Annotated in this window: 10 protein-coding genes and 1 pseudogene; 5 read left to right on the top strand and 6 right to left on the bottom strand. The window is 60.9% G+C overall.

The window, feature by feature from the left end; genetic code table 11:
- The first annotated feature begins 931 nt into the window (after nt 1–931).
- Nucleotides 932–1,432, top strand: a complete 501-nt coding sequence (locus tag BP737_RS08980) for a Panacea domain-containing protein (protein ID WP_292409516.1) — start codon at nt 932–934, stop codon at nt 1,430–1,432.
- A 622-nt stretch (nt 1,433–2,054) separates the two neighbouring features.
- On the opposite strand, the gene BP737_RS08975 is transcribed toward BP737_RS08980, so the two are convergent.
- On the bottom strand, nt 2,055–3,080 hold the full coding sequence (locus BP737_RS08975; RefSeq protein ID WP_292409515.1) for a type II glyceraldehyde-3-phosphate dehydrogenase: 1,026 nt from the start codon (nt 3,078–3,080) through the stop codon (nt 2,055–2,057).
- Nucleotides 3,081–3,315: 235 nt separating this feature from the next.
- Between BP737_RS08975 and BP737_RS08970 the strand changes: the two genes are divergently transcribed.
- Nucleotides 3,316–3,900, top strand: coding sequence for a GNAT family N-acetyltransferase (locus BP737_RS08970; RefSeq protein WP_292409512.1), 585 nt, complete (start codon nt 3,316–3,318; stop codon nt 3,898–3,900).
- Nucleotides 3,901–3,924: 24 nt separating this feature from the next.
- Here BP737_RS08970 and BP737_RS08965 read toward each other — a convergent pair whose 3' ends face one another.
- The gene (locus BP737_RS08965) at nt 3,925–4,200 is read right to left on the bottom strand and encodes a DUF5661 family protein (protein ID WP_292409511.1); all 276 of its coding nucleotides are present in this window, start codon (nt 4,198–4,200) and stop codon (nt 3,925–3,927) included.
- Nucleotides 4,201–4,333: 133 nt separating this feature from the next.
- Between BP737_RS08965 and BP737_RS08960 the strand changes: the two genes are divergently transcribed.
- The 3 genes from BP737_RS08960 to BP737_RS08950 all read left to right on the top strand — a co-directional run bounded on the left by BP737_RS08960 (nt 4,334) and on the right by BP737_RS08950 (nt 6,087).
- Nucleotides 4,334–4,564 (top strand): KTSC domain-containing protein, encoded by a 231-nt coding sequence (locus BP737_RS08960; RefSeq protein ID WP_292409509.1) that lies wholly within the window; start codon nt 4,334–4,336, stop codon nt 4,562–4,564.
- Nucleotides 4,565–4,642: 78 nt separating this feature from the next.
- Nucleotides 4,643–5,581 carry an ROK family protein gene (locus BP737_RS08955; RefSeq protein WP_292409507.1) on the top strand — a complete coding sequence of 313 codons (939 nt, stop codon included), beginning with the start codon at nt 4,643–4,645 and terminating at the stop codon, nt 5,579–5,581.
- Nucleotides 5,578–6,087, top strand: coding sequence for a dual specificity protein phosphatase family protein (locus tag BP737_RS08950; protein WP_292409505.1), 510 nt, complete (start codon nt 5,578–5,580; stop codon nt 6,085–6,087). The genes BP737_RS08955 and BP737_RS08950 overlap by 4 nt, the downstream gene beginning before the upstream one ends.
- A 43-nt stretch (nt 6,088–6,130) precedes the next feature.
- Here BP737_RS08950 and BP737_RS14800 read toward each other — a convergent pair whose 3' ends face one another.
- The 4 genes and pseudogenes from BP737_RS14800 to BP737_RS08935 all read right to left on the bottom strand — a co-directional run bounded on the left by BP737_RS14800 (nt 6,131) and on the right by BP737_RS08935 (nt 10,001).
- Complete coding sequence (locus BP737_RS14800) at nt 6,131–6,319, bottom strand: hypothetical protein (protein ID WP_394339239.1); 189 nt, start codon at nt 6,317–6,319, stop codon at nt 6,131–6,133.
- A gap of 220 nt (nt 6,320–6,539) precedes the next feature.
- Nucleotides 6,540–7,649: pseudogene (locus tag BP737_RS08945) on the bottom strand (DUF4062 domain-containing protein); the annotation flags it as partial.
- A 239-nt stretch (nt 7,650–7,888) separates the two neighbouring features.
- Nucleotides 7,889–9,292 carry a hypothetical protein gene (locus BP737_RS08940; protein ID WP_292409501.1) on the bottom strand — a complete coding sequence of 468 codons (1,404 nt, stop codon included), beginning with the start codon at nt 9,290–9,292 and terminating at the stop codon, nt 7,889–7,891.
- A complete protein-coding gene (locus BP737_RS08935) occupies nt 9,285–10,001 on the bottom strand; it encodes an ABC transporter ATP-binding protein (protein WP_292409571.1) in 717 nt (238 codons plus the stop codon). The genes BP737_RS08940 and BP737_RS08935 overlap by 8 nt, the downstream gene beginning before the upstream one ends.
- Between the last annotated feature and the right edge of the window lie 193 nt (nt 10,002–10,194).

Genomic DNA, 10,194 nt, shown 5'->3' with positions numbered 1-10,194 from the left:
TTAAACCCATCCAATAATGTTCTATCTGTGTTGCGAGAACCAAGCACCCTGATATCAGGCGGGGAACGCTCCGTTGAGCCTGTGGACCTGCCTCAATGGAGGAGGAATGAAGCAGGAAGCCGCGCCCGAGAGCGCGGGGTAGTTCACATCCGTCTCACCCAGCCCTTCATGATGATGGTCTATCAGATTTTCTCGCCCTCTACCGGAAACGTTCGACCAGGGAGGCGTACGAGAGGGCCGTCCGGCGTTATCTTGAGTACGTCTACGACCTCCCCGGAGGGGAGCGCAAGGAGTACGATTATAGCGGGCTCTCGCTCCGATACCTGCAGGAAGACCGCGACCCCTTCACGGATCTGCGGGGGTTCATCGGTTTCCTGGGGACCATGCTCCGAAAACTGTTGGCCTCCATTGGACGGCCTCCCTTCTGTGGCTGGAGGAGACCAGCCTGTAGCTGAAAGCGCGCGAGCAGAAGCGTCTTGCCACCCGTCTCCTGAAGGGTGGCGCGCAGACGATGGATGCATCGATCGATCATTAGTTCCTCCAGCGGATCCTTCCTTACCTCTCTCCTGGGGCGGGCGCTCGTCCTGGTTCTTGCATTGTCGGGTATGGGGATCGGAGAGGCGTTTTTATCTCCTTTGATGATACTGATCTCGATGCCTCCCCCGCCCGGCTCTATGTGCAGGGATCGACGAGAAAGGTTAGTTCGGTAATATTAGTATAAATTGATATAATAATGTAAGTATTATATATAGGGTACATTAGAGTATAACGATGTAATACAATGCAAGCCGATGCAAGGTGTTACATTGCGGATATCTGGAATACAAGTGCAAGGGGCAGGCGCACTTGATCATGGCTTTGGATCTCTGAAAGGAGAGAACCCTGGGGAGGAGGTTTATGGCTGCATACACAATGAAAAATTCGTTTAACCATGAAAAAATTTAAACAAGTCTTACATTATGCCATTAGTCGTTCATGTCACGCTCCCAATGTCGGCAAAACAGTTCTCTACAAGATCCTGTATTTCGCCGAATTTGACTTCTATGAGTTATATGAGCGGAAGTTAACCGGCGAACGTTATTTCAGGCTTGAGCATGGTCCCGCTCCAAGTCATTTTGACGCAATTTTAACAGAACTGGAGACTGAAGGAAAAATAACTCAATTTATGGCAAAATATCACGGCTACGATCAAAAAAGATATGTTTCGAATGAGGAGCCTGACATAAGTTTATTAAGCGCCGAAGAGCTACAGCATATAGAAAATACCCTCGCAAAATATTCCAATATGACGGCGGCGCAAGTGAGCGCGTTGTCTCACATCGATCTCCCGTGGATGGCCACCGAACCTAACGGAGAAATTGACTACGAACTTGTGTTCTACAGAGACCCGCAAACTTCAGTGAGAGAATATGAACAACCTGTCTCCCCCTAATATCGCTTTTTGGGGGAATTTTGGCGGGATTTTAAAAAACTGAAGAAAAAATATAAGACTCTTGACAGTGATTGGGAAGTCTTTCAAAAGGCGTTTGTTGCGAAATATCCTCATCTATTACCCGAAACGTATCGCATCCCCTTAGGGCAAGAAGCAGGAGATGATCCAGTATATAAAGTAAAGCAATTTCGATGCCGATGTCTCAAAGGCGGCGCTCGGAGCGGTCTAAGAGTTATATATGCCATCGATCCTGCATGCAACGTTGTTACGTTTATAGAGATCTATCACAAAAGCCAACAAGAAAACCATAATGTAGAGAGGATACATGTATACTTCCAACGAAAGCGGGATTTGAGAGAGTAACTCTCAATCTCATGGGAAACCCGGACCTCTCCTAGAGTGATGTCCAGAACATCGTCACCGGGGATCAGGTTCTGGTGTGCCTTGAGGATCTCGACCGAAAAGTCTCGGCGCCGGAGAATCCCGGATGATGCCCTCGCTTCCCGGATCGGTCCGGATCGGCCGGGGGAGACTCAAACCGCCCGGTGCGTGAGGGGCGCCGCGCTCCCCCGGGAAAAATTGTTTTGGTGGGGGTGCGTGCCTTCCTCCCTCTGCCCTCCGTTCACCCGATGGCGACGAGACCGAGCGCTTTGTTGGTCGTCCTGATGGACTCTTCCGGGTCCTTCACGGTCCCCATCATGGCGCGGATGCAGTCGACGTTCTCGGGGACGACGTCGGCCTCCTGGTGGATGGCCTGGAAGCAGTAGAACTCCCTGCCGTTGAGGACCGCGACCGACTCCTCAAAGACCCCGTTCTCCCAGAGGTCCGTCCTCGGCCGGCCGAGGTCCTGGGTGTACTCCCGGAGCTGGGCGTTGCTCTTGATGCCGGTGGCCTTGCGGACGATCCCGATGCGGCTGTGGTTTTCAAGGACCTTCAGCGCCTCTTCCCGCGTGGTCTCGCGCTTCAGGTCGATCTGGACAGAGTGCATGTGCATCAACGTCGTCGGGACGATCATCGCGAGGGTGACGATGTTTACGCTCGGGAGGATGGTCTGGACATCGGGGCCGTGGTGGCTCGGGATGGTGACCGGGTTGAGGACGATGGCGTCAACCGGCCCCCGCTGGATGTCGTCGGGGTCCGCCGCCCGCCGGATCATCACCGCCCGGACCCGTTCGACGCCGAAGGCCCGATCCATGGCGGTGATGAGCCGGACGAGCCCGGTGGTGTTGCACGAGACGACCCGGGCGAACTGCCTGCCCATAGCCTCTTTGTAGTTCGCGTGGGCGTTGAAAGAGAATCCGGCGACCTCGTGCTCCTCGCCGCCCTGGAAGATCGCCTTCTTCCCGAGTTTTTCGTAGACTGGCCTGTTCTTCTCCCCGACGCCACCGGGTGTGGCGTCCACGATGATGTCGGCGGCTTTGAGCATCGTCTCCACGTCGCCGGCGACCTCAAGCCCGGCCTTCTCGAACGCCGGCTTTCTCCCGAGGTCTGCGATGTAGAGGGGGTACCCGCGCTCTTTTGCAATGTATGCTTCGGCGGAGACGCTTGTCTTTGAGACCCCTATGATCTCCATATCGGGCTGTGCGGCGACCGCATCGGCTACCCGTTTACCGATGGTGCCGTATCCGTTGATCGCGACTTTTATCATGCATGATGGAATACAGACCAAAAATTAATAAAGGTTGCTGGTTGGCGAATACAATCGATAATATACACCCTTCTCAAAAACCAGATTGCCTAACTCTCCGTCTGCATCGAACGCGCGATAATGCCGGGAAAGAAGACTCCCGATAGAATCGGGAAGATTTTTGTACGGGCGCCCGGGAGAGGGGCCGGACGGCGTCGCGGCAGGATTATTACCGGTCGGTGCCATGGGAGTATTCATGGGAACGCAACCCACCCTTGCCACCGACCGTCTGCTCCTGCGGTCGTTTACCCTCGCGGACGCTCACGCGGTTCAACGGCTGTGCGGCGACTACGCTGTTGCTGCAACGACCCTCCTCCCCTACCCCTACCCGGACGGCCTCGCGGAGGTCTGGATCACCTCCATCTGCGGGGGCATCGAGCGCGGCGACGCCGCAGCCTTCGCCGTTACGCTTGCCGGGAAGGGGACCCTCATCGGCGGCGTTCGCCTGCGGATCGACGCTGATCACGCCCGCGGCGAGCTCGGGTTCTGGGTCGCGCAACCCTGCTGGAGCCGGGGGTATGCTACCGAGGCGGTCCGTGCGGTGATCGATTACGGGTTTTGCGTTCTCGGACTGCACCGGATCTACGCCATGCACTTCTCCCGGAACCCGGCGTCCGGCCGGGTCATGGAGAAATGCGGGATGGTTCACGAAGGCTGTTTCCGGGAGCATGTCCGGAAATGGAGTGTTTATGAGGATGTGGACCTCTGGGGGATCGTCCGGGAGCCGGTCTCCCGTCCCGGGGCGTCCGCTCCCTCGCCGTTGCAGGAAAAGCCCGTATAGCCGCCGAATTGCCGCTCACAAACCTTAAGCCTTCTCCTTCGCCCAGTAGGCCTCCGCCTCGTCTTCCATCTTCTCAAGCCGGTCGTAGTAGTCCGGGAACTCGTTGAGGTGGGCAAGCGCGATCTTTGCCGTCAGGAGGAGGTCGTCGTCGGTGACGTTTGTTGCCGGATCGCGGAGGCCGTGTTCGAGTTCGACGATCATGCCGCGCCGGAACTGTTCGACGTCGAATTCCTTCCAGGCGATCCCGATCTGCTCGCCCATCGCCTTTGCCTCTCTGGTGGTTACATCTCTTCGTGCCATGCAGGTATCCTCAAATGGAGAATAGCGTTCGAACGTTATGAGGTTGACGGGTGGGAGTGTACCCCGGGGTGGCGGGTGCGGGCCCCCCGGCGGCCGCAACCGCTATCACTACCATCGGCCACTACCCTCCGGTATGCCTCAACACTCAGCCGTGGGGATACAGTCCGTCGGCTACGACCCCACAACGAGGGCGCTCCTCATCGTCTGCGGAAACGCCAACGCCTACCGCTATGTCGGCGTTCCAAAGGATGTCTACGAAAGTCTCCTTTCCGCCGCGTCGAGGGAGCAGTTCGTCCGCGAATCGGTCCAGGGCAGGTACCCCCGGGAGAAGTATCCCTGTCTGGCGGTGGGAGAGGGCGTTTGACGCGGGATATGGGTAGGTTTATGCCGCTCGTTTGCGTAATTTCGTGAGGAGTAGACTCACTCCGGGAGAGACCATGATATGACGACCGTAATTGCCGTTGACCTCGGCGGGACCAACCTCCGTGCCGCCCTGGTGACCTCCGATGCGACCGTACTCGCCCATACCGCCGTCCCGACGCCGACTCTCGGGCCGTCCGGGACGGCGATCACCGCCGCGATCGCCGCCCGGGTGGAGGCTCTCCTTGCATCGCCGCGGGGGCGGGAGGCAACGGCTATCGGCGTCGCATCGGCCGGCCCCCTGGACCTCGGCCGCGGGCGGGTCGTCAACTCGCCGAACATGGCCTTTCCGGTCGTGGAGGTCACCGAACCCCTTGGGAAACGGTTCGGGTTGCCGGTCTCTCTGGTCAACGACGCCCGGGCAGGTGTCCTCGGCGAACGGTGGTCGGGCGCCGCCCGCGGCTCCGACAACGCCGTCTATATCACCCTCTCCACCGGGATCGGCGGTGGCGCGGTGGTGAACGGCCGTCTCCTCCTCGGAGCGGACGGCAATGCCGGCGAAGTCGGGCACATCCCCGTTGATACCCGCTACAACCTCGTCTGCGGGTGCGGCTACCGGGGCCACTGGGAGGGCTACGCCTCTGCAAAGAACATTCCGCGGTTCTTCGCGGCGTGGCGGGAGCGGGCCGGCGTCGGGCCGGTCGCCTTTGACGCCGGTTCGACCCGGGCGATCTTCGAGGCGGCCCGGGCGGGGGACCCCGTCGCCCTCGCCTTCATGGAGGCGCTCGGGGAGGTGAACGCGCGGGGCGTCTCGGCCGTCATCGTCGCCTACAACCCCGACGTGATCGTGATCGACGGGCCGCTCGCCCGCTACTACGGAGATACCGTGATCCGCTTTATGGAGCCCCGCATCGACCGTTACCTTCCCCTTCCCCGGATTGCCGTCTCCGAACTCGGCGGGCGGGCGCCGCTCCTCGGTGCTGCGGCCTACGTGCTTGAGACGGGAGGACGAAGCGCATGATCGAGATCTATCCGAACCTGTACATCGGAACACAGGAAGACTATGAGGTCGCGGTGGAAGCCCACGAGTCCTGGTGCGTGGTGCACGCCTGCCGGAGCCCCTACCACTGCCTGGCGGTCACCTACTCCCCCCTCGGCACGGTGCCGCCGGACCACCCCGAGCACCTGGTCGCCCGCCGGGGGAACCGGCTGATGCTCAACCTGATCGACTCAAGGGACCCCGCCGACGTTCCGAAGGAGGCGATAGACGCCGCTCTCGTCTTCATCGACCGGTGCCTCTCGGAGGGCCGCCAGGTGCTGGTCCATTGCGGCTTCGGGGTCTCCCGGTCGGCGGCGATCGGGCTCCTCTACCTCGCGGCCTACACCGACGTCCTGCCGACGGAGAGCCTTGCCGGCGCCGAGGAGGCTTACCGCCGGATCTATCCGCCGTACAAACCCGGCCGGGGTATCCGGGGGTTCCTTGAGGCCCACTGGGACGAATATGCGAAGAAGCGGATGGCCGCGTGACCGCAGAATGCCCCTTTCGCATGTATCCCGGGCGTTCCCGCGCTCACGGTGTATCCTCTCTCGAACCGGATTTCGGGAGCGCTACCCGGCCTTTATCGGTCAGAAGGTACTTCTGGTTCCGGCTGCCCGGTTTTTCGGGGATGGTGTACCGGATCATACGGTCGGCCAGGAGCTGACGGACGACCTTGTTGAGCTGCCCTGAGACCCTCTTCTGCCCGAGTTCCCGGGACAACTCCGCTTTTGACCTCGGGTCGCCCTCCAGGAGGAGAAGGATTCTCGTTTCTAGCGACTCTGGCTGTGACTCCGGCTGTGACTCCGGCTGTGACTCTGGCTGCGACCCCCGCCCGGGAGCCGGAGCCCGGCGAATGATCGTCTGGAACCCGCACGCTCCCGGCAAAATCCGGCTCCGGCAGACCTGCCTCGATGCAGTGTCGGATCATGTCCCGCGTTCCCGTACCCATCCGCTCGATGTATCCGGCGAGATACATGGGCTCTGCGAGGAGCGGGTTGCCCGGTACCGACCCATGGGCCTGCCGGAGTTTTTCGAGGGTCAGGGACGGTGGGAGCTCGCCCGGGTTCCAGACCTCCAGGCGGTCCGAAAAGAGCATCACCTGCACGCTGCCGTTGCTGGTGTAATCGCGGTGGGCGACGGCGTTTACAATTGCTTCCGCCACCGCCTCTTTCGGGATCTCGTATTGTACCGGCGCCTGCGGGCCGGCCTCGCGTGTACCCACCGCGAGGGCGATCTTGCTGAGGACGAAATCCACCGCCGCGTTCACGAGATCGAAGACCGTGCCTTTGTAGACCTGATAGGATGGGATCGGTTTGGCCACCTCGGTACCGTGGAAGTGGGCGCACTTGAGCTCGGAAGAGATCAGGAATCGTTGCGGCTGTTTGCCGAAGAGGAGGACAGCCGCGTTCGTTAGTTGCCCGTCGTCGAGCAGGTTCAGATGCTCCAGCAGTTCCTGGGGAGAAGCGCCATCGACGAGGGGGAACTGTCGGGTCTTTCTGGCCGTACGAATGAACCGCGCTATACGCTCCGGATCCAGATCCTCTATCTTCGCCTTCGTGCACGGAGCCGCGTCGAAGGGACCGGAGCGGATCAACTGCTTCTCCTCCAGATATCCGACCAGCGCCGTATACAGTCCTGCGACAAGTTCGGCGGAGGTGTTGAACCGCTTTCGGATCAGGCTCGCCTGCGCCCTTCTAACGAGGGAACACATCTTCGGGTGGCGGGCCTCGTCGTCCGAGCCCTTGACGTAGATGAGCCGGTGCTTTCCTTCGGCAGTGGCGAGGTCAAACTCCCGCTCGGTCGGAGAGAGCCCCTCGGCGTTCTCGACGCCGTAGTCGTTTCCGAACAGCCCGACATAGAGGTCGCAGCGTCGAACTTCGTCCAGATACAGGTCATCTATGCGGCGGTCGGCGGCCGGGACGTCTTCGAAAAGGAAGACCTCGACGAATCGCCGCATCAGTGCGTCGCCTCGCAGGTAGTCACGGAGGGCCGCCCGCTCGTCGACAAACTCCTTCTGCACGCTGCTGATGAAGATGCGAACGGGGGTCATGCTCCCGTCTCCGCGGAGTTCAATCGCAACTGCCCCCGGATGAGCCGGAGAGTTCGGATCTTTTTGATTGCTGCTTCTTCCATCCTTATGTCGCTGATCACTTTCTGCATATCTTCCTGAGAAATACCCGCCAAAAGCAAGATAATGGGTTCAGCGTGTTTGTTGTGCCGCCTCTGTAGTGTATATTTCGGTATCTCCCGCACAGGTCTTGAAGCCGCGCCGTGCGCGGGGCGAATGTGTCAGTATCCCGGCATCTCCCACGCCTGCCACCTCGTCCGCCCGCGGGCGATGAGGAGCGCCGCCGGCGGGATGAGGAAGAGGCTCAAAAACGCGTAAGCCGGGTCGAGGATCGACGCAAAGATCAGGAGGAGGAGCGCCGGGCTTATCGCGAGCAGGTAGCAGAGGAAGACTCCGGCGTGGTAGAGCATGACGTTCGGGTGAAGCCCGGTGAGATAGACCGTCACCGAGAGGGTGTAGGCCGAGACCGAGATAAACGCGACGAAGGCCGGGAGGAACGCCCCCGCTTCGCCGGCGGTCGCCGCCGCAAGCACGAGCACCGCGACCGGGAGGATGCCGAGAAGGGCGTAACTCTTCAGTTTTCCGTCGATCACCTCCGAGACCTTCACCGGCAGGAAGGCGTAGGACGAGAAAGAGTCGAACTCGGTCAGCCAGTTATAGATGGTGGCCGAGAGCACCCCGAGAAGGACCGCAAAGACCACGAGGGGGTCGATGCCCGGGATGAACCGGATCAGGACCCGGAGACAGACCCAGACGAGGGCGAGGGGGAGGAGGAACGAGAAGATCACCTTTCCGGCGCCGCCCTCGCTCCGCAGCAGGTCGAGGGCGTCCTTGGCGATGAAGTGTGCGCTCCCGAGGGCGCGGAGCCTCCCGATGAGGGGGTCGAGGCTGTTTCTGAACCGCTTTTTCCGATCCGGGTAATCGACGGTGACAAAGAGCACCGATACGGCGGCCGGGACCAGGATGAGGAGGAGGGCGAGCGCAAGCGGTTCCGGGCCCGGGTCGATGAAGAAGGCGTACGGGGGAAGACCGGCGATGCCGGAGTGCGCCGTCCGGAGCGCGAGTGCCGCAACCGCTGCAATTACCGCAACCGCTCCGGCAAAGAGCCGGACGGAGTGTGCATAGAGGGTCGAGAGGAAACAGGCCGCGGCGAGTCCGAGGAGAAAAGCGAGCATGAGAGAGACGAGCGCGAGAAGGCCCAGGGCCGGGTTGAGGGAGATGAAGGGCGTTGCCGCGGCAAACCCCGCCGCAAAGGGGAGGACGTAGAGCAGGATGTAGTAGACGGTGTCCTTCGCAAGAAACGCGGCAAAAATCCGCCGCTCCGAGACGGGGAGGCTCCGGGAGGCGTAGGCAACGAGGCTTATCTGCCCGAACCGGCGGTTCATGAACTCGCGCCCCGCAAGACCGAACGATCCCACCATCAACCCCGCGAGCAGAAAGAAGAGATGCGCAAGAAGGGCGACCGCGCTGTACGGGAGCGCATCCGAGAAGAGCGGGAGAGTGAGCGACCCGAAGAAGGCAAAGGCGGCGACCACCGCCGGAAAGAGCGCAAACCCGCGGCTCCCGAAGACGGTCGAGTGCATCCGCCACTCTTCCTTCATCATCGCAAAAAAGAGGTCAGGCACCGGTATCGCCCCGCACCAGGTCAAGGAAGAAGGGCTCAAGGCTATGGCCGGACCGGACAAGGTCTTCGACGAAGCCGGCGTAGAGGAGCCGCCCGTTGTGGATGACCCCGATCCGGTCGCAGATCTCCTCGGCGATCTCAAGGATGTGGGTGGAGAGGAAGACGGTCCCGCCGTCCCGGACGTATTCCTGCAGGAAGTCCTTGACCGTCCGCTGCACGATGGGGTCCAGGTTGATGAGCGGTTCATCGATGATGGCGAGCCGGGGCTCGTGGAGGAAGGCCTGGGAGAACATCAGTTTCTGCCGGGTGCCCCGCGAGAGGTCTTTGCAGAGGACGTCCTTTTTGTCCCGGAACTCCAGCAGGTCAAACCAGCGGTCGCACCGCTCGCGGACGCGGTCGAGGTTCCGGATGCCGGCGACGAAATGGAGGTACTCTTCGGCGGTGAGGAAACTCGGCGGCGTTTCCTGCTCGGGGATGATCCCGACAAGTCGCCGGACCCCGATGGGGTCTTCTGCCGCATCGAGTCCCATCACCCGTGCCGTCCCGGCGGTCGGCCGGACCTGCCCGGTCAGCATCCGGATCATCGTCGTCTTGCCCGAGCCGTTCGGCCCGAGCAGGCCGAAGAGTTCCCCTTCCGCGACGGAAAGGGATACCCTGTTCACCGCGGTGACGCTGCCGTAGTTCTTCGTGAGGCTCTCCGCCTCGATCATCCGTCGCACCCGGGTTCACGCTCCACCGTCTTTCTGGTGAAGGAAGATCGGCAACAGGCATGTATAATGTCTTTCTATTCTTCTCCGACCCCTCCGGGAAGGATCTGTAGGGATCATCGTATCATCACGCTCCGTTCTTCCTTCGGGGGCTCATTCACCCCGCCGATGCGAACCATCGGCGGCACAGGTAGGT

The sequence above is a fragment of the Methanoculleus sp. UBA291 genome (assembly GCF_002499755.1).
GTDB lineage: Archaea > Halobacteriota > Methanomicrobia > Methanomicrobiales > Methanoculleaceae > Methanoculleus > Methanoculleus palmolei.
This window is presented reverse-complemented; position numbering and strand designations above follow the sequence as displayed.